This is a genomic window from Peribacillus sp. NPDC097295 (genome assembly GCF_044761665.1).
Lineage (GTDB): Bacteria > Bacillota > Bacilli > Bacillales > DSM-1321 > Peribacillus.
On record NZ_JBIWCW010000012.1, the window covers coordinates 1 to 25689 of the forward strand.

General features: G+C 38.5%; 23 protein-coding genes. 18 read left to right on the forward strand and 5 right to left on the reverse strand.

Annotation, left to right across the window (positions count from 1 at the left end):
• Nucleotides 1-307 precede the first annotated feature (307 nt).
• From ACIQXN_RS16465 to ACIQXN_RS16500, 8 genes are all read left to right on the forward strand, one after another.
• Nucleotides 308-1060 (forward strand): DeoR/GlpR family DNA-binding transcription regulator, encoded by a 753-nt coding sequence (locus tag ACIQXN_RS16465; protein WP_402968849.1) that lies wholly within the window; start codon nt 308-310, stop codon nt 1058-1060.
• A complete protein-coding gene (pfkB, locus tag ACIQXN_RS16470) occupies nt 1060-1980 on the forward strand; it encodes a 1-phosphofructokinase (protein WP_402968852.1) in 921 nt (306 codons plus the stop codon). The genes ACIQXN_RS16465 and pfkB overlap by 1 nt, the downstream gene beginning before the upstream one ends.
• A 4-nt stretch (nt 1981-1984) precedes the next feature.
• Entirely contained in the window at nt 1985-3874 is a 1890-nt protein-coding gene (locus ACIQXN_RS16475) for a PTS fructose transporter subunit IIABC (protein ID WP_402968855.1), read from the forward strand.
• Between the two features lie 169 nt (nt 3875-4043).
• Nucleotides 4044-4448 (forward strand): secondary thiamine-phosphate synthase enzyme YjbQ, encoded by a 405-nt coding sequence (locus ACIQXN_RS16480; RefSeq protein WP_402968858.1) that lies wholly within the window; start codon nt 4044-4046, stop codon nt 4446-4448.
• 20 nt (nt 4449-4468) lie between these two features.
• A complete protein-coding gene (locus ACIQXN_RS16485) occupies nt 4469-5038 on the forward strand; it encodes a GNAT family N-acetyltransferase (RefSeq protein WP_402968861.1) in 570 nt (189 codons plus the stop codon).
• 142 nt (nt 5039-5180) lie between these two features.
• On the forward strand, nt 5181-5780 hold the full coding sequence (locus ACIQXN_RS16490; protein ID WP_402968864.1) for a cell wall hydrolase: 600 nt from the start codon (nt 5181-5183) through the stop codon (nt 5778-5780).
• Nucleotides 5781-5933: 153 nt separating this feature from the next.
• Nucleotides 5934-6578 carry a PAQR family membrane homeostasis protein TrhA gene (gene trhA, locus ACIQXN_RS16495; RefSeq protein WP_402968866.1) on the forward strand — a complete coding sequence of 215 codons (645 nt, stop codon included), beginning with the start codon at nt 5934-5936 and terminating at the stop codon, nt 6576-6578.
• A gap of 88 nt (nt 6579-6666) precedes the next feature.
• Entirely contained in the window at nt 6667-7149 is a 483-nt protein-coding gene (locus ACIQXN_RS16500; RefSeq protein WP_402968869.1) for a YusW family protein, read from the forward strand.
• A gap of 295 nt (nt 7150-7444) precedes the next feature.
• Here ACIQXN_RS16500 and ACIQXN_RS16505 read toward each other — a convergent pair whose 3' ends face one another.
• Nucleotides 7445-7984, reverse strand: coding sequence for a biotin transporter BioY (locus ACIQXN_RS16505; RefSeq protein WP_402969070.1), 540 nt, complete (start codon nt 7982-7984; stop codon nt 7445-7447).
• Between the two features lie 412 nt (nt 7985-8396).
• A complete protein-coding gene (locus ACIQXN_RS16510; RefSeq protein WP_402968871.1) occupies nt 8397-9485 on the reverse strand; it encodes a GntR family transcriptional regulator in 1089 nt (362 codons plus the stop codon).
• Nucleotides 9486-9835: 350 nt separating this feature from the next.
• Here ACIQXN_RS16510 and ACIQXN_RS16515 point away from each other — a divergent pair, with 350 nt between their 5' ends.
• The 7 genes from ACIQXN_RS16515 (at nt 9836) to ACIQXN_RS16545 (ending at nt 19044) form a co-directional block, all read left to right on the forward strand.
• On the forward strand, nt 9836-11446 hold the full coding sequence (locus tag ACIQXN_RS16515) for a xylulokinase (RefSeq protein WP_402968875.1): 1611 nt from the start codon (nt 9836-9838) through the stop codon (nt 11444-11446).
• A 23-nt stretch (nt 11447-11469) separates the two neighbouring features.
• A complete protein-coding gene (locus tag ACIQXN_RS16520; protein WP_402968878.1) occupies nt 11470-12165 on the forward strand; it encodes an L-ribulose-5-phosphate 4-epimerase in 696 nt (231 codons plus the stop codon).
• Nucleotides 12166-12216: 51 nt separating this feature from the next.
• Nucleotides 12217-13641 carry an L-arabinose isomerase gene (araA, locus tag ACIQXN_RS16525; protein WP_402968881.1) on the forward strand — a complete coding sequence of 475 codons (1425 nt, stop codon included), beginning with the start codon at nt 12217-12219 and terminating at the stop codon, nt 13639-13641.
• Between the two features lie 248 nt (nt 13642-13889).
• Nucleotides 13890-15284: a sugar porter family MFS transporter gene (locus ACIQXN_RS16530; protein WP_402968884.1), complete on the forward strand. Its 1395-nt coding sequence runs from the start codon at nt 13890-13892 to the stop codon at nt 15282-15284.
• A gap of 168 nt (nt 15285-15452) precedes the next feature.
• The gene (locus ACIQXN_RS16535; protein WP_402968887.1) at nt 15453-16490 is read left to right on the forward strand and encodes an aldose epimerase family protein; all 1038 of its coding nucleotides are present in this window, start codon (nt 15453-15455) and stop codon (nt 16488-16490) included.
• Between the two features lie 464 nt (nt 16491-16954).
• Nucleotides 16955-17473, forward strand: coding sequence for an NfeD family membrane protein (locus ACIQXN_RS16540; RefSeq protein ID WP_402968890.1), 519 nt, complete (start codon nt 16955-16957; stop codon nt 17471-17473).
• Between the two features lie 23 nt (nt 17474-17496).
• Complete coding sequence (locus ACIQXN_RS16545) at nt 17497-19044, forward strand: flotillin lipid rafts scaffold protein FloT (protein ID WP_402968893.1); 1548 nt, start codon at nt 17497-17499, stop codon at nt 19042-19044.
• A 143-nt stretch (nt 19045-19187) separates the two neighbouring features.
• Here ACIQXN_RS16545 and ACIQXN_RS16550 read toward each other — a convergent pair whose 3' ends face one another.
• On the reverse strand, nt 19188-19460 hold the full coding sequence (locus ACIQXN_RS16550; RefSeq protein WP_402968896.1) for a hypothetical protein: 273 nt from the start codon (nt 19458-19460) through the stop codon (nt 19188-19190).
• 234 nt (nt 19461-19694) lie between these two features.
• Here ACIQXN_RS16550 and ACIQXN_RS16555 point away from each other — a divergent pair, with 234 nt between their 5' ends.
• Nucleotides 19695-20279, forward strand: coding sequence for a hypothetical protein (locus ACIQXN_RS16555; protein WP_402968899.1), 585 nt, complete (start codon nt 19695-19697; stop codon nt 20277-20279).
• 139 nt (nt 20280-20418) lie between these two features.
• On the opposite strand, the gene ACIQXN_RS16560 is transcribed toward ACIQXN_RS16555, so the two are convergent.
• Complete coding sequence (locus tag ACIQXN_RS16560) at nt 20419-21477, reverse strand: permease (RefSeq protein WP_402968902.1); 1059 nt, start codon at nt 21475-21477, stop codon at nt 20419-20421.
• A gap of 168 nt (nt 21478-21645) precedes the next feature.
• Here ACIQXN_RS16560 and selD point away from each other — a divergent pair, with 168 nt between their 5' ends.
• Both selD and mnmH read left to right on the forward strand, forming a co-directional pair.
• Nucleotides 21646-22695, forward strand: coding sequence for a selenide, water dikinase SelD (gene selD / locus ACIQXN_RS16565; RefSeq protein ID WP_402968904.1), 1050 nt, complete (start codon nt 21646-21648; stop codon nt 22693-22695).
• Between the two features lie 103 nt (nt 22696-22798).
• Entirely contained in the window at nt 22799-23842 is a 1044-nt protein-coding gene (gene mnmH / locus ACIQXN_RS16570) for a tRNA 2-selenouridine(34) synthase MnmH (protein WP_402968907.1), read from the forward strand.
• A 154-nt stretch (nt 23843-23996) separates the two neighbouring features.
• Here the strand turns inward: mnmH and ACIQXN_RS16575 are convergent, their stop codons facing one another.
• Nucleotides 23997-25616 (reverse strand): ABC-F family ATP-binding cassette domain-containing protein, encoded by a 1620-nt coding sequence (locus ACIQXN_RS16575; protein WP_402968910.1) that lies wholly within the window; start codon nt 25614-25616, stop codon nt 23997-23999.
• Between the last annotated feature and the right edge of the window lie 73 nt (nt 25617-25689).

The following is a 25689-nucleotide window of genomic DNA, read 5'->3' on the forward strand; positions in this document are numbered from 1 at the left end:
AAATAGAATGACTCCCGCACAATACGGGAGCCATCTTTTAGCTGTTTAAACTATAGGTCTTTTTTTAGACTGTCCATTTTATAGGGCACAGTTCATCAGGACGGAGGTTTCTTTTTGTTAAAAAGAAGGATCCGAATACCTTCTCACTTGACTCATAACTTTTAACTATCCGTATAAACCATCCATTTGTTAAAAAAATGACTGTTTTTAAATATTGTTGAACGATTTTGAAATTAAATGAACGATTTTGATTGATTAATCTGACAAATCAAGATATGATAATGGTAATATATTGGGGGTGAGGTTATTGTTGACAACAGAAAGGCATGAAATCATCCTCTCGCTGCTTAAGCAACAAGGGATAGTAAAATTGCAGGATCTAGTCGATCATATACAAGCCTCAGAATCTACCATTCGGCGGGATTTAGTTCAACTTGAGGAATTAAACTATTTAAAACGTGTTCATGGTGGTGCTTCTTTGCTTCAAAGAAAAGGCATGGAACCCACAATTATGGAAAAGAAAAATAAAGCAATATCTGAAAAAAAACTCATAGCAAGGTTGGCTTCATCTTTTATTGAAAATGATGACTGTATTTATCTAGATGCAGGTACAACCACCTTTGAAATGATTCCTTACTTAAAGGATAAGAATGTAACCGTTTTAACGAATGGCCTCATGCATATTCAAAAATTGATCGAACTAGAAATAAACACCTTAATAGTAGGTGGGTCCATTAAATTTTCCACGAATGCGGTTGTTGGCAGTAAAGCGGTTCAGTTTTTAAGTAATTACCGATTCGATAAGTGCTTTTTGGGGATGAATGGTATTCATCCTGAATTAGGTTTGACAACTCCAGATCCTGAAGAAGCGCTTTTGAAGAAAATGGCAATAAGTTTATCCAGTGAAAGCTATGTGCTTGCCGATAGTTCAAAATTGAATGAAGTCACTTTTGCTAAAGTCGCCGATGTAAGCGGAACCATTTTGCTCACGGACAATAATAACGAGGAAGCTGTTGAACAGCTCTTAAAAAATTCCAAAATAAAGGTCGTGACGATTTAATGATTTATACAGTAACACTTAATCCGTCCATAGATTACCTGGTTGAGGTGGAGAATTTCCAGATCGGGTCGGTGAATAGAACAAGTTTGGATAAGAAATATCCTGGAGGTAAAGGAATTAACGTTTCGAGGGTATTGAAAAGGATAGGAAACGATACGACTGTTTTAGGCTTTATAGGTGGACAAACTGGTGAGTTTGTAAAAGCATGTTTAAATAATGAAGAGGTTTATACAAATTTCACAGAAATAAATGGGGACACCAGGATCAATATTAAGTTAAAGACAGATATCGAGACGGAAATAAATAGTCAAGGACCTGAAATACCTAAAGAAAGTTATCAGCAACTACTTAGCTTAATTAGTAATCTTCAAACGGATGATTTTCTGGTTTTATCAGGAAGCATCCCAACAAGCCTTCCCAAAGATGTATACGTAACGATGATGAAAATGTGTTCGGGGAAGGGTGTTCAAGTGGTTGTAGATACGAGCGGGAAAGTACTGCTGGATGTGGTACAGTATCAGCCATTTCTGGTCAAACCCAACCATCTCGAATTAGCACAGCTTTATTCAACAGAGATCAAAAATGTCCAGGATGCAAGTAAATATGGTATGAAACTTGTGGAAGCCGGAGCTCAAAATGTAATCGTATCGATGGCAGGCGATGGCGCTGTGCTTTGCACTAAAGAGAAATCATACGTTGCAAATGTACCTAAGGGAAGGGTCATCAACTCAGTGGGTGCGGGTGATTCCATGGTAGCGGGATTCATCGGAATGTTTGAAAAAACGGAGAGCGTATTTACCGCTTTTCGTTATAGTGTGGCCGCAGGCAGTGCGACAGCGTTTTCATCCGACCTATGTACGATGGAATTAATTGAAGAATTGTTGCCACAAATCGAAATCAGCGAGATTAAAGGGGGATAGCTCAATGAAAATTACAGATTTGTTAAAATTGGATACCATCATAATTGATTTACAGAGTGAGACAAAGCAATCTGTTATTGACGAACTAGCCGGGAAGTTAGCTCAATCAGGTCGTTTAAATGATGAAGCTGGTTTCAAGTCCGCCATTGTGAAACGTGAAGAACAAAGTACCACGGGCATAGGTGAGGGTATAGCCATCCCACATGCAAAAACCAGTGCAGTCAAAACACCGGCCATTTGTTTCGGTAAATCGGTTTCGGGGATTGATTATGAATCGCTTGATGGCCAGCCGGCCCATTTATTTTTTATGATTGCAGCCAGTGAAGGGGCGAATACTGATCACCTAGAAACACTTTCTCGACTGTCTTCATTATTAATGGACGCAAATTTCAGGTCACGATTAATTTCTACGACGTCCGATGAAGAAGTGCTTGAAATTATCAACCAAAAAGAACAGGAAGCAGATCAGGAAGAAAGAGAAGAAAATGAAGAACAGACAATGAGAACAAGTGGTGTTGCAAAAATATTGGCCGTTACAGCATGCCCAACTGGAATCGCTCACACATATATGGCAGCGGATGCCTTAAAGGCTAAGGCAAAGGAAATGGGTCTTGATTTCAAAGTGGAAACGAATGGATCGACAGGAATAAAGAACGGGTTGACTGCAGCGGAAATTGCCGAGGCGGATGCCATCATTGTTGCGGCGGATAAAAAAGTCGAGATGGATCGATTTGATGGTAAGCGGGTTCTCATCGTCCCCGTTGCCCAAGGGCTTAGGAAGCCAGATGAGCTTCTTAGACGGGCAGCCAATCAGGATGCACCCATTTACAAAGGCTCTAAAGTAGATAGTAAATCAGAAGAAACCTCACCAAAAGGGAGGCTTGATATTTATAAGCACCTGATGAACGGTGTAAGTAATATGCTCCCCTTTGTTGTTGGTGGTGGAATTTTAATCGCACTATCTTTCTTTTTTGGAATAGAGGCATCCGATCCTACAAAACCTGAATATAACCCCATTGCCAAAGCGTTAAGTGATATTGGTGGAGGGACTAGTGGAGCCTTTTTCTTCCTCGTCCCAGTCTTGGCAGGGTTCATTGCTTCAAGTATTGCTGATCGCCCCGGCTTTGCTCCAGGTATGGTCGGTGGGCTTTTGGCCGCACAGTCCAATGCTGGTTTCATTGGTGGCCTGATTGCAGGTTTCCTTGCCGGTTATGTTGTTCTTGGATTGAAGAAAGTATTCTCTAAGCTACCACAAGCTTTAGAGGGAATTAAACCGGTATTGCTTTATCCGTTGTTCGGCATGTTAATTACAGGTTTAATCATGTTGTTCGTGATCAATGAACCAGTTACTGCAATCAATCAAGGGTTGTCGAATTGGCTTCAGGGCTTATCAGGTACAAATGCCATTCTTTTAGGGGTGATACTTGCCGGAATGATGGCCGTAGATATGGGTGGGCCAATCAATAAAGCTGCATTCACTTTCGGAATTGCGGCTATCGAAGCACAGAGTTTTGGGCCCCATGCCGCGGTTATGGCAGGTGGAATGGTTCCACCTCTGGCGATTGCATTCGCGACGACATTCTTTAAACGTAAATTTACCGATACGGAAAGAAAATCCGGGTTTACGAATTACTTTATGGGAGCTTTTTTCATAACGGAAGGTGCGATTCCCTTTGCCGCAGCTGATCCACTCAGGGTCATTATTAGCAGTGTAATCGGTGCAGCCTCTGCTGGTGCATTAACGATGGCGTTTAATGTCACGTTACCTGCGCCGCATGGGGGAGTGTTCGTAATTCCTTTAGTTAATCACCCATTCCTTTATTTATTGGCCATTATAATAGGCTCCCTCATCAGTGCCGTGATATTAGGATTGTGGAAAAAGAAACTCAATTAAGATCTTACGCATTAAAGCGGATTCGATAATTATTGAATCCGCTTTTTATATTACCCACCCACGTACTTTAATTGCATAAAGGGAATTTAAAATCAGTGGAATAAAGCATGTTTGTGTATCTTATTGGGTAGAAGAATATAAAAAGGAAAAAAGGAGTGGAATGCCCTTGATGAAGAAAAGTACAGTAAAAACGACAAAAAGAGATGATATGATAGATATAACAACAGAAGTGCAGAAATATATATTGGAAACGGGAATACAAGAAGGGATAGCCCTTGTTTATTGTCCACATACTACTGCAGGGATCACGATTAACGAAAATGCAGATCCGGATGTCAAAAAGGATATTCTTAGGAGATTGGACGAGCTCTTCCCTTGGAATCATACGCTTGATATGCATATGGAAGGAAATACAGCTGCTCATTTGAAATCCAGCACAGTTGGATCTTCCCAACAAATCCTGATCCATAAAGGAAGCTTGGTTCTGGGAAGATGGCAGGGAGTGTATTTCTGTGAATTCGATGGTCCTAGAGATCGTCAGTACTTTATTAAATTGATAGCTGATAAAGATTAGAATATTCAGGGGGAAGGTAATTGAGAGATATTTTAATTGAAGGTGAAAAGGTACGATTAAGGAATGTTCAGCAGGAAGATTTAAAAACCCTATGGAGTTTAAAGTACGGGGAAGAAAAACCAATCTGGAGAGAATGGGATACACCATATATGCTTAACGAAATTATGGACTTCCCTACATATATTACCAATGAGGTGAAAATACGGAGATACGATGAGAAATTAGGAGTCTTCTCTGAATTAATAATAGAAAAGGACCATCAAATAATCGGTGCGATTGTATATTACTGGGAACATGTAGCAGCCAGGTGGCTGGAAATAGGTATAACCATATATGAACCTAATTATTGGAACGGGGGCTATGGAACGGAAGCCATTAACCTGTTTATTCCTTATCTATTTCAACATTTAGAAATAGAAAGGGTTGGACTGACGACATGGTCGGGGAACGAGCGAATGATGGCAGTCGCTAAAAAAGTGGGCATGCAGCTCGAAGGAAGAATGAGGAAGTGCATTTTTCATAAGGGTATATATTACGATTCCATCAGAATGGGGATGCTTCGTGAAGAGTGGGAAGTCAAAAATCTATGATTTGTCTGAACTAATTTATTTTTTATGAAGGTCCTACTGAAAAAATGTAAAAATATCTCTGGATTTCCTTGGGAATAATTTGGCGCTGTTTTTTGATTTTGATTTTGTTATTCTAGGTAAGTGCTTAACGAGGAGGTAAAGGATGAAATTATCAGTATTGTCACCGATGATAATAACTCTAAGCGTCATTATACTTGGCATAGCATTTCCTTGGGGAACGACAAGTAAAGCTTCGAATGGTGCTAAAAAACATGTCATTGAGCAAGGCGAATCGATATGGGATATCGCTAAGCAGCATGGTGTTCCAATTCAAACGTTAAAAGAGGCCAATAATAACAAGAATAATGTTGCTGAAGTTGGCAAAACGTTAATTATCCCACAATACATGAACGAAACCGATAAAGAACTATTAGCCAGACTGGTTCATGCGGAAGCAAAAGGTGAACCATATCGTGGCAAGGTAGAAGTTGCAGGAGTCGTGTTAAATCGTCTTGACAGTAATGAATTTCCTGAAACGGTACGAGAAGTGATTTATCAAAAGAATCAATTCTCCCCTGTCGGTGATGGTAGCATTAACAAAGCAGCAGGAAAAGATGCAGTCCGAGCTGTAAACGAAGCGATAGCGATACATGGCTATACGAATGATGCTCTGTACTTTTGGAATCCAAGTATATCCGACAGTGTATGGATGAAAAAATTAGAAGTAATTAAAATTATCGGTGGCCACCACTTTGCCATTTGATTGTTTAGGCCTGGCCGTCAAAAAGACGGTCAGGCTTTTTGAGATTTCTAAATGTAAAGGGGCAAGTGAGAAAAACCTTCTTTAATGCTGTGCAAGACTAAGTTATAATTGATAAGAAATTTAAAAATGGTTCATTTCTTAAGGAGTTGTAATATGGCTAATACACATATTTATACAAAAAAAGAAGAAGTATTCAATGCAATCACACATGGAATTGGTGTTTTAATGAGTATTGCTGCTCTTGTATTGTTAATCGTCTTCTCTGCTAAGCAAGGATCTGCTTCGTTGATGCTAATTTCGATAATATATGGAATTTCCATGCTCCTTTTATACCTAGCTTCTACATTAGTACATAGCTTTCCTGAAGGAAAAGCGAAGGACCTGTTTGAGATTTTTGACCATTCAGCCATCTATATTTTCATTGCCGGAACATACACACCAATCATGGTTCTCGTCATACAAGGGACATTAGGATGGACACTATTAGCGGTTGTATGGGGAGTAGCAGTTATAGGGGTCATTTTCAAGGCATTCTACGTTAAGAAGTTTCTTTATCTATCCACAATCCTATATATCGCTATGGGATGGATGATTGTCCTTGTATGGGGGCCGTTAACTGCCTCCATGCCAGAACCGGGGATTCAGTTACTTATAGCCGGGGGGTTACTTTATACTTTCGGAGCCATCTTTTATGTCTGGCGTGGATTTCCGTTTCATCATGCCGTATGGCACCTTTTCGTGCTTGCAGGTTCTGTGGCACATTTTTTCGTAGTGTTACTCTATATCATCCCTCTTTAAATGGAGGGATTTTTTTTGTGGAAATATCCGTGTTTTAAAAGTTGTCTTTTAGGTAATAGATAAGGTAAGAACCAAAGGAGGAATTTCCATGAAAAGATCATTAAAAGTACTATCCATTCCATTTGCTGCCATGATTGTATTGACTGGCTGTGGAGATGATGACGAAGTAAAGAATCCGCCGGTTGAAGAAAATGAAAATCAAACGGAGACTAATCCTGAAAAAGGGACAGACGTTAATGAAAAACTACCATTTACTTTCAAAGCGTTTAAACTAGAGGTAGACTACAAAGGAAATAATAATGATTATGAAGCGGAATATGATACCATGGGAGCGAAAACCGAGGCTTCTATTGAAGATGAACTTAATAAACATGAAGTTCAAGGTGATGAAGCCATGGAAGAATTGACACCAATCTTAGAAAAGCTTGAGTTCACACAAGATTCGAAGGATGACGAGGTCATAAAAGAGGTGACCAAGGCATTTGACTTAAAAGACGGTTATCAGGAGTTCGAATTGGAAGTAACCTATAGTGATGGAAAAACGAAGGTATATAAAGTAGTTAATAAATAATTTTGGTTGGTAATCCCTCCCTGATATTTTGCTTCTCGAGTTGCCAAACCTAGAAAGTTGTAGTAAAATAATGGGGGTAAACAAAGGGGTTTATCATACTATTACTATGTTATTTAAATTCGGACTTATGGGGATAGGACCGTAATAAATACATATAAAAAAAGATTCTTTTTTCAGAAAAGAGTCTTTTTTTATTTCTAATTGTATTATATATACAAAATATCACTACCCTTAATTAACAAAAAAGATAGGGAGAATACCAACCAAACGGTATCCTCCCTGTCTTTTTTAAATATTAAGATATGGAAATGTTTTTCTTTGGAAGCATTTTCGCCGAAGTAAGCCTTGCTCGAATGGAAACACCCAACCAGGAGGCAAGTAGGGCCTTAAGAATCCCTACGATTACAAATGGTGCGAACCCGCTAGCAAGGGCAGCTGTCCAAGTTAACGAAGCCATATATTTCAACCATATAGTTCCGATGATCAAAGTAATCATCATACCAATTAGATTTGCTATGATAGCAAATGGTAGGGTGAAACGAGTTTTTTCTAATATCAAGCCAGTAATGAAGACTGTAGGAATATAAGATAATAAATAACCACCTGTGGGACCGAAAATCTTTGCAAGCCCCCCAGACATTTCTGCAAATACAGGGATGCCGGAAGCTCCAATGAACAAGTACAAAATTACAGAGTAAGTGCCATAACGAGAACCAAGAATGGTAGCGGCAAGTCCGATTGCTAATGTTTGTCCCGTAATCGGGACAAGCGGAAGTGGAATGGTAATTTGAGCTAGGATGCCGATTATAGCTGCAAATAAAGCGGTGATTATCATCATTCTTAATTTTTCATGATTGGTATTCAAAGCGTTTCCCCCTTAATGTAAACTATTTTATATAATTGGTTAACAAATAAAATTTTATTATAGAAAGTACGTACTGTCAATATCCTTTATTTATTCTGACATTTGAAGGGTATAATGAAATCGGATTGCAAAAATAGTTCCGAATTAGGGGGATTGTAAATAATATAGGGTTATACAAACCTAATATTCAGCTTAACTTAGATATTTCTCAAAGGAAAAGTAATATCATAAACAATAATCATGTAAATAGGCGTTGGTGTATGATCAATACTTTGTATATGAGAATGGAATGAGGAAGAATGGAACAAAATGGACTGCCTTCACATAGGTATAATCGATGCCTGTGTGAAGGCAGTCAATCATTTACATCAAATTAGTGTTATTATATATCTAACTTTTTTACAGTTTCCCCTTCAATTAAGACTGGTTGGTAATAGTTTTCGTTTGGTAAGTCCTTCTTTCCTTGTAATTTCTTGATTAACCAATCAGCTGCATCATGACCCATTTGTTCTTGAGGATGTGTTAATGTTGTTAGTTTGATATTAGCATTTTTCGCAATATAAGAATTGTCTTGGCCAATAATTGATAATTGTTCCGGAATGGAAATATTAAGTTGTCTGCATACATTTACTACTTCTAACCCTACCTCGTCGTTATAGCAAACAATGGCAGTCAACACGTCTCTATTTTCGTTTAAGAACCCTTTCAAGTTCTTGTGTAAGTCTAGTTTCGTTTCTGTAGTGTATGAAAGCAATTGTTCTGGTTGAAAGCGTAATTTTGCTTCTCCAAGTGCTTTTATATATCCCTTCATTCGGTACTTTCCTTGTAAATCATCCATTTTCGAAATGAACCCAATTTGGGTGTGGCCATTGGAAATTAGTTCTTTCGTAGCGAGATAGCTTGATTGCACATCATCTAGGCAAAAGAAAGGAACTTCTAATTCTTCATAATAAGCGTTAATCATGATGAATGGTACCTCTTGTTCCTTGAATGTTAGGTAGTAAGCAATGTTGGGATTGTATAGATTGCTTTTTGTAGGTTCAACAATCAAACCATCTACGCCAAAGGATAACATCATTTCCAAGGCTTTTTTTTCTTGTTCGACGTCATTATTTGTACTGGCCAATAGTAAGGAATAGTTATTTTCATTTAATCTTTTTTCGATTCCGCGGATTATGGAAGGGAAAATGTAATCTGAAATGTAGGTCGTGATGACACCGATCGTTTTATATTTGAAATTCCCACCAGATTTTAATTGATATTGATTACTTACATATGTCCCAGAACCTTTTTCACTTCTTAAGAATCCCTCGTTTGCTAATTCTAAAATGGACTTTCTTACAGTGTGTCGGCTGACGTTGTACATATCTTGCATAACAGACTCAGTAGGAATTTGTTCCCCTATACTATAATCACCTGTAAGGATTTTATTTTTTAAATCATCGACGATTATTTGATACTTTGGTTTCATTAAATCTCACTTCTTTCGAATTTGTCAGCATTCTTATTTGTTTATCTCTTAAAAGTTATACGTACATATTTTAACATAATACTGAGTGAATTAAAATAAATCACCTCAGTTTTGTTTATGTTTTAGGCATAGATATGAATACCCGCTTTTTACCCTATCATTTCACGTTATTCGATTTTCTTATTCCTAATTAACTACCTTTTTAGGAGAGTGAGAAAGATGTTGCTTAAAAGATATAAGTATAAATAATATTGATTATTGACAAATGTACGTACAAAAAATATAATGTATTCATAAATGAATTCGAGCGCCTCCTGTATATTGAAAGCGCTATCGAAAGGGGGATTAACGTGCAATCGAATCGATTAGAAATTATACAAGCGATTAATGAGGGTGATACTTCACTTGGAATCGAATTTGGCTCAACACGTATAAAAGCGGTGTTGATAGATAAACGTTATGAAACAATCGCATCTGGAAGTTATGAGTGGGAAAATCTTCTGGAAGATGGATTTTGGACGTACAATTTAGTGGATATAATCACCGGTCTGCAAACAGCTTATAGTGAAATGAAGCAAGAAGTTGAACGAAATTACGGCATAACAATTCGGAAAATTGGATCTATTGGATTCTCTGCAATGATGCATGGTTATATGGCTTTTGACCATACAGGGGAGCTACTTGTTCCGTTTCGAACTTGGCGTAACTCAACAACTGGTGTTGCAGCAAAGGAATTAACTGATCAATTACAATTCAATATCCCTGAACGATGGAGTATTGCCCACCTTTATCAGGCAATATTAAATGAAGAGAAGCATTTGCCTCGTATTGATTGTATTACGACTTTGGCTGGATACATTCACTGGTTATTGACTGGTAATAAAGCAATTGGCATTGGAGATGCTTCAGGGATGTTCCCAGTTGATGAATCAACGCATGATTACAATGAATCAATGATCAAGCGGTTTGATGATTTGATTGCTTCAAAAGGGTATCCTTGGATGCTAAAAGAGATCCTTCCTAAAATTTACTTGTCAGGAGAGCGAGCGGGTGAATTAACCGAAGTGGGGGCGAAAATCCTGGATAGGTCCGGGAATTTACAACCAGGCATTCCGATTTGCCCACCAGAAGGCGATGCTGGAACGGGAATGGTTGCTACGAATAGTGTGCGAAAACGTACCGGCAACGTCTCAGTAGGAACTTCCGTTTTTGCCATGATTGTACTCGAGAAAGAGCTTTCAAAAGTGTATCCAGAAATTGATATGGTTACCACACCAAATGGAAGTCCAGTAGGGATGGTTCACGCGAATAACTGTTCAAGTGACCTCAATGCATGGCTTGGATTGTTCCGTGAATTTTCCGAGGCAATGGGACAAAAGGTTGAGACAAATAAATTATTTGAAGTAATGTTGAACAAGGCTTTGGAAGCGGATCCAGATGGTGGTGGTTTGCTTAGCTATGGTTATTTCTCAGGTGAAAATATTACAGGATTTGAAAAAGGGCGACCACTATTTGTACGCTCGCCTGAGAGTCGTTTCAATTTAGCGAACTTCATGCGGACTCACCTTTTTACTGCTTTCGGTGCTTTAAATATCGGTATGGGTATTTTGACAAAGGAAGAGAATGTTGCGATTGATCGTATTTTGGCTCACGGTGGTTTATTTAAAACCCCCCTTGTTGTACAGAAAATCGTTGCCGCTGCAATGAATACGCCAGTATCGGTAATGTCAACAGCAGGAGAGGGTGGAGCGTGGGGAATGGCGATTCTTGCCTCTTACATGCTGAATAAAGATCAAAAAGAAAGTTTAGAAGACTTCCTCGACCAAAAAGTATTCAAAGATATAGATGGGCAAGAAATTTACCCTGACCAAGTAGATATTGAAGGATATGAAACATTTATTGAAAGATACAGGAAGGGTTTAGTAATTGAGCAGGCAGCTGTTGACCATTTGATGTTATGAGTTGGAAATTTGGAGGAGATAACGTGTTAGAACAACTGAAAGAAGAGGTATATCAAGCAAATTTAGACTTGCCTAAATATGGTCTCGTGAAGTATACATGGGGAAATGCAAGTGCCATTGACCGTGAAAGTGGTTTATTCGTTATCAAACCTAGTGGTGTTGATTACGAAACAATGAAACCCAGTGATATGGTAGTTGTCGATTTAGATGGCAATGTTGTTGAGGGAGAGCTGAGGCCTTCATCAGATACAGCGACTCACGCAGTACTTTATAAGCATTACAAAGAAATCGGCGGCATTGTTCATACTCATTCAACTTGGGCGACAATATGGGCTCAAGCAGGCCTTGATGTTCCAGCGATGGGAACCACTCATGCAGATACATTTTACGGATCGGTCCCTTGTGCGCGCTATCTAACACAAGAGGAAATTGATCGTGGGTACGAAGTGGAGACTGGGAAGGTAATCATCGAAACGTTTGAAGAGCGTGGATTGGACATTTTAGCCGTTCCTGGCGTATTACTTCATGGTCATGGTCCGTTTACATGGGGTAAAGATGCAAAATCCGCTGTCATGAACAGTGTGGTGTTAGATGAAGTTTCGAAAATGAATTTATTCACAAGGGAACTAAATCATTTTGCAAAAGAATTACCACAAAATATTTTGGATAAACACTATTTACGAAAACATGGAAAAAATGCTTATTATGGTCAAAAATAAGAGTAACTCTATTAAATTATCAAACCAGTAGATTAAGAAAAGAGGGTTATTATGTTAACAACAGAAACAAAAGAATTTTGGTTTGTCGTAGGATCACAACATCTATATGGAGAAGATGCGTTAGCACAAGTCAAGGCGCATGCACAAACGATAACCGATGCATTAAATGAATGCGGTATGTTGCCATACCCTATCGTTTTGCAAGATTTAGCCGTTAGTGCGGATAGAATAACAAACATCATGAAAGAAGCCAACTATCGTGATGAAGTTGCCGGTGTCATTACTTGGATGCATACATTCTCACCTGCGAAAATGTGGATACGTGGAACAAAATTATTACAAAAACCATTGCTTCATTTAGCCACTCAATTCAATGAAAGCATCCCTTGGGCTACGATAGATATGGACTTTATGAACTTAAACCAATCTGCTCATGGTGACCGTGAATATGGTTTTATCAATGCCCGTTTGAATAAACAAAACAAAGTGGTTGTAGGTTATTGGGAGCGTCCTGAAGTGCGACAACAAATTGCTCAATGGATGGACGTAGCGGTTGCTTATAACGAAAGCTTCAACATTAAGGTCGCTCGCTTTGGAGACAACATGCGAAACGTTGGCGTAACTGAAGGGGATAAAATTGAAGCGCAAATCCAATTTGGCTGGACAGTTGACTATTTTGGAATAGGGGACCTTGTTCAATATGTAAACGCAGTTACGGACGAAGAAATTGATGCGTTATTTGCAGAATATGAAGGACTTTATGAATTTGAATATGGTACATACAGTAGGGAAGATTGGGAAAATAGCGTAAAGGTACAGGCAAGCTATGAAATTGCAATCAAACGTTTCCTTGATGACGGTGGTTACACGGCATTCACAACAAATTTCGAAGATTTATATGGGATGAAACAGCTTCCTGGTCTTGCAGTCCAACGTTTGATGGCGCAGGGATATGGCTTTGCGGGTGAAGGAGATTGGAAGACGGCAGCACTCGATCGCTTACTGAAAGTGATGAGCCATAATCAATCAACTGGCTTTATGGAGGATTACACATATGAATTAGCTGTCGGACAAGAATCAATCCTACAATCACATATGCTGGAAGTCGATCCAACTTTAGCAAGCAATAAACCGAAAATGATCGTATCTCCATTAGGTATAGGCGATCGTGAAGATCCAGCACGTTTAGTATTCGATGGTAAAGCGGGAGATGGTGTCGTTGTTTCCATGGCTGACTTTGGTACAAACTATAAACTTTTAATTAATGAAGTTTCTGCTTTCGAACCGTCTGTTCCAGCACCAAACCTTCCAGTGGCCCGTGTACTTTGGGAAGTGAAGCCAAACTTCCAAGATGGAGTGAAAGCTTGGCTGGAGAATGGTGGGGGTCACCATACAGTTGTGTCATTGAATTTAACAACAGACCAAATCGTAACCTATGCAAAATTAGTAGGTTTGGATTACGTAGTTATTAAGTAATGCTTTCCCCTCCACGGGAGATTGGCTTCCTTGGAGGGGGAAATTAGATTAGTAAATCCTTAAATTATTTGTAGGCGTGCTTTTTTTTAGGATGGGATGAAAGCGTTTTATTGACTGAATAATGACACAGAACTCATCCTTTATAAGCAATAAATGTAAACTATTAGGGGTCCTTAAAAAGAAATTAATACTTTTATAGTATAGGGATTTTTTGAATGTAATTTTATAACCTTTGGGAGGAAACATTAATGGTTAATGAAAAGAAAATCTCAAGTGGATTCATTTATTTTTTTGGGGCATTTGGAGGCATTCTCTTTGGTTATGATATTGGCGTTATGACGGGTGCTTTGCCTTTTCTACAAAATGATTGGAACCTTCAAAACAACCCTAGTGCTATAGGTTGGATCACCTCTTCCTTGATGTTTGGAGCTATTTTTGGTGGTGCCCTGGCTGGACAACTTTCTGATCGTTTAGGACGGCGCAAAATGATTTTAATATCTTCTATCATTTTTGCTTTTGGGTCTATTTTAGCAGGTGTATCCCCTCATAAAGGAATTCTTTTTATGATTGTTGCTCGTATTTTATTAGGGATAGCTGTTGGTGCTGCTTCTGCGTTGGTCCCAGCCTATATGTCGGAAATGGCACCTGCCCGTTTACGTGGACGGTTGTCCGGAATTAATCAAACAATGATTGTCTCAGGAATGTTACTGTCATACATAATCGCTTATTTATTAAAAGACTTACCAGAAACAATGGCATGGCGTTTGATGCTTAGTTTGGCTGCCGTACCTGCTTTGATCTTATTTATTGGTGTGTTAAGGTTACCTGAATCACCACGTTTCCTGATTAATAAAAACAAAATTGGTGAAGCTCGTAAGGTATTGGGCTATATTCGCTCTAACAAAGAACAAATTGATGCTGAAATAACACAAATTCAAGAAACTGCCAAAAAGGAATCAGAGTTAAATCAAAAGGCATCTTGGGGTACACTTTTAAGTAATAAATACCGTTATTTAGTATTTGCAGGTGTGGGTGTCGCTGCGTTTCAACAATTCCAGGGTGCAAACGCAATTTTTTATTATATTCCTATGATTGTCGAAAAAGCAACAGGGAATGAAGCCAGCTCGGTATTGTTGTGGCCAATTATACAAGGGGTTATTCTCGTACTAGGTTCATTGATATTCCTATTGATTGCTGATAAATTTAACCGCCGTACTTTATTGACAATAGGTGGAACCATTATGGGGCTATCCTTTATTTTACCGGCAATATTGAATTTATTAATTCCTAATGCAAATCCGATGATGATGGTTGTTTTTTTAAGTATCTATGTAGCGCTTTATTCATTCACGTGGGCACCTTTAACTTGGGTTATAGTTGGAGAAATTTTCCCGCTGGTGATTCGTGGACGTGCGTCAGGATTAGCTTCATCATTTAATTGGATTGGCTCTTTCTTGGTTGGATTGCTATTTCCAATCATGATTGCTTCAATTTCTCAAGAAGCAGTTTTTGCAATATTCGGTGTTATATGTTTGCTTGGTGTTTTATTTATCCGGACATGTGTCCCTGAAACGCGAGGTCATTCTTTAGAGGAAATTGAAAAAAACGAATCAATAAGACAATCCAAGGGAGAAAGTGCCTGAATTACACCTATGAGGTTTGGAGCAGTTAAATCAGGTAGGGTAATCTGGTTATTATATTCTATAGGCACATCATAAACTTATGATTCCTAACTTAAGGCCGAAGTGAATACTTCGGGCTTTTGTCTTTTTACTATAAAAAAAGAATTTAATAGAGTAGGAGCGGAAATAATGAAAGTGACACATAGCTCATTTGGAAATAATACTTTGCTATTTACTATGGAAAATGATCATGGAGTAAGAATGGATGTTACAAACTTTGGAGCAAGAATCGTCAATCTTGTTGTTCAAACGGAATCAGGTCCCAATAATATCGTATTGGGATTTGACACGATTGAGGATTACCAAAAAGATACACATTATGGAGCTACAATAGGTAGAGTGGCTGGAAGAATAAGAAATGGTGAGTTTTCAATTGGCGAATTCCGGTACAAAACATCTGTAAATCAATTGGGTAATACATTACACGGTGGCAATCCCGGGTTCGATGAAAAAGTTTGGGGTTATGAAGTGAAGGAAAATGATGAAAGTGCGTCAATCATTTTTTCAACTCATTCACCTGATGGAGAGAATGGTTTTCCGGGAAATTTGAAAGTAAGTGTGACGTATACATTGGATAACTTAAATACTTGGTCAGTGAATTATCAAGCAAAAAGTGATAAAGACACAATTTTTAATCCGACCAATCACGTCTATTTTAACTTAACAGGGCACCCTAGCAATCCAATCGATAATCATTTCTTACAAATCTTTTCTGAAGAATTTGCACCAGTAAATGAAGATACCACGGTAACTGGGGAAAAGCGAAGCACGATTGGCACGCCTTATGACTTTCGTACGCCAAAGGAATTACGTTCAACCTTTGAAGCAATTGACGCAGAGGTTGAAAAGGTTCAAGGAATCGATCATCCATTTTTCCTTACATCGTCAGGAATTCATCAAATTGCAGCCAAATTAATTAGTCCTGACGGGAAAATAACAGTCGAGGTTTACACAGATGAACCAGCAGTTGTCATTTACACGGCAAACTTTGTGAAAGGTGTTCCACTGATGCATGGAGAAAAATTAAGTCAACATGGGGGAATAACGTTTGAAACCCAAGCTGCTCCAGGAGCGGAGGAATTTGAAGGTTTTGGAGATATTCTGCTTTTGGCAGGCGAAAGTTATACGTCCCAAACAAAGTTCAAAATCGAGGTTAGCCCCCGTTAAGTTGAAGTTTTTACCATACGTGAGGATTCGATGCAGCAGTCGGGACTTAGGGCAATTGACCATATAGAGGTAAAAATAAAAAAATACAAGAGAATATTAAACACGTAGCACCTCCTGAGGACGATTAATCATAGGAGGTGCTTTATCTATGCCACGATTAAATATAACAATTTCCCCGTACATTATTTCTATAGGTTATCCTCTAAATGAATAATGAAAAAAATGACGACCCATTTTTATTCCTATCCAAGTAGGGCAATTGTAGTAGGTCTGAATTAAGCCGTATTTATTATAATTGTGAAACCTTTCATGCTTTCATTCGTATAAATGGTAATTGAAGTATAATATGGTTTTTATACCCTGGTATCTAAAGAGTATCAAATAAAAAGAAAGAGGAGGTAGCGGCTAAATTAAATGATGTTCGATTTTTTTGGAGAAGAAAACCTTATGTAAGGGATGAAATTATGGATTTGTATGGAGTACCACTAGAAACCGTCTATCTATATGGATTAATTATATCTGGAGGACTGACATTTTTAATCATTTTGTTTAATGATGTATTTTCTGGATTAGAACTTCCGGATATTTTTAATCCTACTTTGATTCTTAGTTTTTTGACGATCTTTTTTGCAAGTGGTTTTCTATTTGAATCAGCTACAGATCTCCATGGCGGTGTGATTGTAAGCCTTTCTTTGTTACTGGCATTAACAACCGTCACATTACTGAATGTGTTTGTTTTGATTCCCGTTTCAAGGGCGGAGTCAAGCTTAACCTTTCATGATCATGATTTGAGGGGAAGGGTGGGAATGGTCTTAACGACAGTCCCGGTAGACGGGTTTGGCGAAGTGTTAATACAGAGTAATAGTGGCAGTATTTCTAAGACTGCAGCGAGTTTCAAAAATGAACAAATCGCTTCAGAAACTAAAGTCTTGATCATTGAGGTGAAAAATGGGGTTGTCTATGTCCTGCCCCATTATAATTAAAGAGGGTTGAGGAGGGAATGTTTATGACAAGTTTAATATGGATCGTTATTGCTATTGTTGCTTTTTTACTTATTGCACTTATTGCTGTCTTTGTTACGAAATACCGTACGGCTGGTCCTGATGAAGCATTAATTATCACTGGTAGTTATTTAGGGAATAAAAACGTACATTCTGATGAATCGGGAAATAAAATAAAAATTGTCCGGGGTGGAGGAGCATTTGTTCTGCCAGTCTTTCAGCAAGCAGAACCTTTGAGCCTGTTGTCGAGTAAGCTAGAGGTATCAACGCCAGAAGTATATACGGAACAAGGTGTACCAGTTATGGCAGACGGTGTTTCGATTATTAAAATTGGAAGTTCCATAACGGATATTGCTACGGCAGCTGAGCAATTTCTTGGTAAGTCCAAGGATGATCGTGAACAGGAAGCTCGTGAAGTGCTAGAAGGACATTTACGGTCTATCCTTGGCTCAATGACAGTTGAAGAAATATATAAGAATCGTGAAAAATTTTCACAGGAAGTACAGCGAGTTGCTTCCCAAGATTTAGCGAAAATGGGGCTAATCATTGTTTCTTTCACAATAAAAGATGTACGGGACAAAAACGGCTACCTTGATTCACTTGGTAAACCAAGAATTGCACAAGTGAAAAGGGATGCGGATATTGCAACAGCTGATGCTGAAAAAGAAACCAGGATTAAACGGGCTGAAGCTTCAAAAGAGGCCCAGCGTGCTGAACTCGAAAGGGCAACAGAGATTGCAGAAGCCGAAAAAATCAATAAGTTGAAGGTCGCTGAATTTCGTCGTGAGCAAGATATTGCTAAAGCACGTGCAGACCAAGCTTATGACCTTGAGACAGCCCGATCTAAGCAGGATGTAATGGAACAGGAGATGCAGATAAGGATAATCGAAAGGCAAAAGCAGATTGAAATAGAAGAAAAAGAAATTCTCCGAAGAGAAAAGCAATATGATTCTGAAGTGAAGAAAAAAGCGGATGCAGACCGTTATTCGGTGGAGCAAGCGGCTTCTGCAAATAAGATGAAACAAATTACTGAAGCAGATGCAAATAAGTATAAAATAGAGGCGATGGCAAAAGCCGAAGCGGAACGTATCCGTTTGGATGGACTTGCCAAAGCGGATGCACAAAGGGCCCAGGGAACGACAGATGCCGATATCATCCGATTAAAAGGGGTAGCAGAGGCTGAAGCAAAACAGAAGATTGCAGAGGCATTTGAACAGTTTGGTCAAGCCGCCGTGATGGATATGATTTTGAAAATGCTCCCGGAATATGCAAAAGAAATAGCTTCTCCACTGGGTAACATTGATAAAATAACGGTAGTGGATACTGGTGGAAACGGTGTAAATGGAGGTGCTAACAAAGTCACCTCATATGCAACAAATTTAATGGCCACGTTACAAGAGTCTTTAAAGGAATCTTCAGGCATTGATGTAAAAGACTTGCTTGATAACTTTTCAGGTAAACGTAGTATCTATCCATCAACAGTCAATCATGATAATACCGAAACGAATAGGACGATAGCTGCAGGAAAAGAAGAATTAGAAAAGACTATTTAAAAACCTAGCAGACCCTAAATGGATGGGGAACATAATAGGCAGGATGAAAAAGCCCGTATAGTGATTATGCGGGCTCTTTGATTTAATTGTAGTGTCCCTAATACATAATGATTTGTAAACGCGAATAGGAAGACAATCTTAGCCTAACGTATATTTTCATCCCATTCAGGTTGTAGAAAACAAAGGGACTCATTCTTTTGATAGGAATAATGAAAACATTTAAAGAAAAAAGAAAAGTCATCAAAAAAGAGTGGTTGATGTTCATCGATATTGTATAAATCCAAAAACCGTTCAATAATGATTTGTTGACCTACTGGTTCGAATAATCCTGTTACATAAAATTGATAATTGAACTTATCATATAAAGCAAGATATCCTGCTTCCTCAAAAGTTTGTTTTACAATATTGGATTCCAACTATGGTCACCCCTTACTAAACAATATACCTTTATTTTCGTCAGGCTATGCATGTGAGGGGGGATTTGACATGGATTGCATTGTAAATCTGTATTCAGGGAAATTCAGTGGCAATGTAAGATTACTATAAATCAAGGGTAAACTAAGTAAAGGTTATTTATTTTCTCACTATCATATTATTATGGTAAGATTGAGAGGATTTAAAATACAAAGTATGAGAAAAGGAAGATATCATTGAAAAAACCAGTAAAAATCTTGATTGCATTTTCGTTCATTATTATTGTTATATTGATGTTTTTTGTATCTAAGGTAGTATTTGATCCGAAGAGTAACTCCGAAGAAGCAACTGATACGACAGGGGTTTCTAAAGAATCAAGTTATCTAAAGGATACGGAAAAAATATATAGGGTTAAAGAGTACAATGCAAAGAAAAAGCAAGACCTTATATTTGATCTAAGCTTTATTGGAACATCAAAAGGGTATGATACTTGGTATGGAGCGGATACTTATTTAGAAAAAGAAAACCAGTATGGTTTATTTTATGGTCAGGATAAGATATTAGCCTATCCCGTTGAAGAAGGAAAAAAGTGGAGTATAGAGCCGTTTGATTTTACTATCGAATCTGTTAATGAAACGGTTAAGACCTCAGCAGGTACCTTTGAAAATGCTGTGAAAGTTAAAACGACTGAAAAAGATTCGGAAGAATATAGTTTAACTTATTATGCAAAAGGTGTAGGGCAAGTTTTGAAGGAATCTGTTGATTCATCCAATAAAAAGACAATAAGGTATGAAATGCTTGAGATTAAGGAAGAAAAGTAAAGAGGATAATTATCATCCTCTCTTATTTCAAGAAGAAGAAACCCACAGAGAGTCAATTGTCTCTGTGGGTTTTCTTGATTCTCTGACGTACCAAGAGGTGTTTGTATCGCTTGGAGCGGCAAAAATACTTTTTAATCTTTTATAAGAAAATCATTCCTACTAATCCACTCATTATTCCAAGGAGAACTACGGAAGCGACAACAAAAAATAGGACTTTTTTCGGGAAAGATTTTGCGACTATTATTAAAGATGGAAGACTGATTGCAGGTAATGTTAATAACAGGGCAGCTGCTGGTCCCCCGCCAAGTCCTAGAGACATAAATGTCTGTATAATTGGAATTTCAGCCGCTGTAGGTATTACGAAAAGCATACCTGCTATCGCAAATATAACAATGGCGATTAGACTGTTTGCGGACGAATTGATTTGAGGAAATAGCCAAACACGGGCTGCTCCTAAAAGCAATACAGATAAAACGTATGCAGGAACAATATAAAGTAGCATACTTCCAATGCTTTTCATCCATCTAGTTAAAAAGCTGCCAGTAGGTTCTGCATCCGCTATGATCTGGTCCATTTCAATGGGTTGTTGGTCTTTGACAAAGCGATTAGCTAAATAACTGATCCCGAAAGTTAAAATAATGCCGAAAATCAAGCGGATTAATGTGAATTTCCACGACAATACAAAAGTCATAAAGACGAGTGTCGCAGGATTGATGGTTGGATTTCCAATCCAAAATGCCAATGCGGCTCCAACTGAGACATTTTTTTTGCGGAGCCCAACAGCCATTGGCGCTGCACAACACGTACACATCATCCCTGGTACAGAAGCAAGGCCCGCTATTAAAGTACTGCCGAACGATGTTTTTCCAAGCACCTTAAGAAGCCATTGTGTAGGCAATAATACTTGTATTAAAGAACCGAGCAAGATTCCGAGCAAGGCTGCTTTCCAAACGGATGAGAAATAAACCTGTGCATAGTCCCAGGCAGATTTCCAAGATAGCGTTGTGCTAGACGGGTCTCCTAAAATAGAAGAACCAATGGAGTGCGTATCGGCAGCTAACATCCCTTTTTGGTAATAGGGCCACCATTTTATATAAAGTAATCCGACAACGGCAATTACTAAAAATGAAACGATAAACCATATAGCTTTTCTATTAGTTGTTTGTTCATCATGAAGAGTTGATTTTAGCTGTGACATGGTTACCTCCCAATATGATAAATGAATTTTAAAAGACAGTATATTATATCACTATTTTTTGTTTTTTTTATGTAAAAAGGTTATTTCCACAAATTAAAGCCTCGATTATGCTTTTATTGACTTAGTGTTTTATAATAATTAAGACGAAAAGAAAGGTTGTTTATAATTATGACAAACTCAAATACTGTAAAACTTACTTCATTATCTTCAAAAGGTGGTTGTGGCTGTAAAATCGGTCCAGCGGACTTGGCTCAGGTTTTACGGAATTTACCACCGACTATTCCCAATCCATATTTATTAGTGGGATTGGATACAAGTGATGATGCTGGTGTATATCGTTTAAATGAAGACTTGGCGATCGTTCAAACCGTGGATTTCTTTACACCAATCGTGGATGATCCCTATTCATTCGGACAGGTTGCGGCTGCCAATGCCATCAGTGATATTTACGCAATGGGAGGAAAACCATTAACAGCACTAAATATCGTTGCCTTCCCCATCTCAAAATTGGATAAACAAGTGTTGACGGATATTTTACGAGGAGCAGGAGATAAATTAAAAGAAGCAGGTGCAACTCTCGTTGGTGGTCACTCAATAGATGATAATGAGCCGAAATTCGGCCTTGCAGTGACGGGACTTGTGCATCCTGACAGAGTTCGTACGAATGCAGGGGCAAAACCGGGGGATAAACTCATTTTGACAAAACCAATTGGAGTGGGGATTTTAACTACTTCGATTAAGAGGGATCTATTAACAGAGGAAGAGATAGCCAGAGTTACAAAGGTGATGGCTACGTTAAATAAAATAGCTTCAGAAAAGATGGAATCCTACGATGTTCATGCTTGTACGGATGTTACTGGCTTTGGTCTTTTAGGACATGCTTCAGAAATGTCAAAAGGGAGCAATACCGGTCTGCGAATCCATCATGCTCAGGTACCAATATTACCAAGGGTAAAAGAGTTGGCTGAAACAGGTGCTGTGCCTGGAGGAACAAAAAATAACTTCGAACATCTCCAAGGGGATGTCACTTTTCCAGAAACGATGGATCAAGTAGATCAGTGGATTTTATGTGATGCTGTTACATCTGGAGGCCTTTTGATTTCTGTAGCAGAAGTAGAAGCAGAATCATTATTATCGGATTTACAAGAGTCAGGGGTGGAAGCGGCCATAATTGGGGAAGTAACGGAAGAGAATCCAGGGCATATCTTTGTCGTATAATGTATAAAAAACATGCTAGAAGAAATTGGTGGTAGCCGATTTCTTCTATTCTCAATCCTCAACGCCAAGTATTTTCTTACAGATTCAGAAAGGTGGAAACATTGTGTTCCAAGATATTTCAGTTGATGAATTGATTGATTTAAAAGATAAGAATGAACTCACGGTGATTGATGTACGTTCTCCATCTGAATATAAAGACGCCACCATTCCCGGTAGTCTTAATATCCCGTTTTTTAATGATGAGGAGAGAGCAGAAGTTGGAACGCTATATAAACAAGTTAGTGCTCAGGCTGCTAAAGAACGAGGCCTTGAAATCATTTCAGTGAAATTACCAAGCTTCATAAAGGAGTTTGCCGAAATAGAAGGCAAAAAAGCCGTTTTTTGTTGGCGTGGTGGTATGCGCAGTAGAACCTCTGCAACCGTTCTATCATTAATGGGGATCAAGGCTCTTCGATTAGATGGGGGGTATCGCAATTACCGTAATTGGGTGGTAGATAAATTAGAAACAGTAGAATGGAAACCAGAAGCCTATGTCTTAAATGGATTTACCGGGACAGGGAAAACGACCATACTCCACCGTCTTAGTGAAGAGGGACACCCAATTTTAGATTTCGAAGGGATGGCAAACCATAGAGGGTCCGTTTTTGGGCAAATTGGTTTGGAACCGAACAATCAAAAAAAGTTTGATTCATTGCTTTTTGAAGGCATCCGGAATGTGCAGCAATCACCCTATGTGCTGCTTGAAGGGGAAAGCAAAAGAATCGGTAAAGTTATAATACCTGATTCTGTTTTAGAAAAAAAAGAGCAAGGGATACAAGTATTCATCGAGTTGCCTCTTGAGGAGAGAGTTCTTCATATATTAGAGGACTATCAGCCTTGGGAACATGAGCAAGAATGTCTAGAAGCATTCATGAGGATCAAAAGACGAATTCATACTCCCATTGCCACTCAAATAGAAAATGATTTAAAATCGGGTAATTATTCTTCGGCAGTCGGACTTTTACTTGAATATTACTATGATCCTTTGTATAAACATACGGCGGAACATTATACGGAAGACCGAAAAATTATAATCCAGGCTAAAAATCTTGAGGAAGCAATCGAAATTATTCGCGAACGGTTACGAGTAAAGCATGATAGCCCATGAATAATGTATGTTAAACGTTTTGATGGTCATTACCAGCTCCATAATCGGGACTTCATCCTTCATGCTTTAGTAAAAAGGTATTATCTGAAGTCTGCATTTTATAAACGTGAAAGAGCACATCCTGGGAAGGATGTGCTCTTTCACGTTTATTCTTTTATTTGTACATTTCAGCTATTTGCTTTTGCAATTGGCTGTCTGCAAGGTACTCATCATAGCTCATTTGCTTGTCGATCGTCCCATTAGGTGTAAGTTCGATAATCCGGTTCGCAACTGTTTCAATGAACTGGTGGTCATGAGAAGAGAAAATCATGGCCCCTTTGAAGTTGATCAATCCGTTATTAAGTGCCGTAATGGACTCTAAATCAAGATGGTTAGTCGGTTCATCAAGCATTAATACGTTTGAACCACTTAGCATCATCTTAGAAAGCATGCAGCGGACTTTTTCTCCACCGGAAAGAACACTGGCTTTTTTCGTTACTTCATCACCAGAGAATAACATTCTCCCTAGGAAACCACGCAGGAAGCTTTCACTCTGATCATTAGGGGAGTATTGACGCAACCAATCAACAAGCGTTAAATCGACACCCTCGAAGAATTCAGAGTTGTCTTTCGGGAAATAAGCTTGTGATGTGGTGACACCCCATTTGTAAGTGCCGCTATCCGGTTCCATTTCACCAGCAAGAATTTTGAACATGGTAGTCTTGGCAATTTCATCTTTACCGACAAAAGCGATCTTGTCTTCTTTATTCATGATGAAACTTACATTATTCAATACCTTTACGCCATCAATTGTTTTCGTGATTCCATCTACACGTAACAGGTCATTCCCTATTTCGCGTTCTGGTGAAAAACCAACATAAGGATAGCGACGAGAAGATGGTTGGATGTCATCTAGGTTGATTTTATCTAATAATTTCTTACGGGAAGTGGCTTGACTCGATTTAGAAGCATTCGCACTAAATCGCGCAATGAAACTTTGAAGTTCTTTGATTTTTTCTTCTTTCTTCTTGTTGGCATCTTGTGTTAATTTAAGAGCGAGTTGGCTTGATTCATACCAGAAGTCATAGTTACCGATATAAATTTTGATTTTCCCGAAATCCAGATCCGCAATATGTGTACATACCTTGTTAAGGAAGTAACGGTCATGGGAAACGACGATTACGGTATTTTCGAAGCCAATCAAGAATTCTTCCAACCATTTAATCGCTTTTAAGTCCAAGTGGTTGGTAGGCTCATCAAGTAATAGAACGTCAGGCTTGCCAAACAAAGCTTGTGCAAGCAATACTTTCACTTTGTCGCCACCAGTTAGTTCAGCCATTTTTTTTGTATGAAGGTCTTCGGAAATGCCAAGACCTTTTAAAAGGATGGAAGCTTCTGGTTCTGCTTCCCACCCGTTAAGTTCTGCGAATTCGCCTTCAAGTTCGGCAGCTTTCATACCGTCTTCGTCGGTAAAGTTTTCTTTCATATAAATGGCGTCTTTTTCTTGCATGACTTCATATAATCTTTCATGGCCCATGATGACGACTTTAAGGACCTCTTCTTCTTCAAAAGCAAAATGATCTTGTTTCAAAACGGCAAGGCGTTCGCCAGGGCCCATATGAACATCACCGGATTGTGCTTCAATTTCTCCGGAAAGGATTTTTAAGAATGTGGATTTACCGGCACCATTTGCCCCAATCAATCCATAGCAGTTACCAGGCGTGAATTTTATATTAACATCTTCAAACAGTTTACGATCGCCGTAGCGCAAACCAACGTTATTTACTGTAATCATTTATTTACATTCCTCCAATGACAATATCCTTAAAATTATAACATGAAAGAGCGGTACAATAAAAATTTTTTAG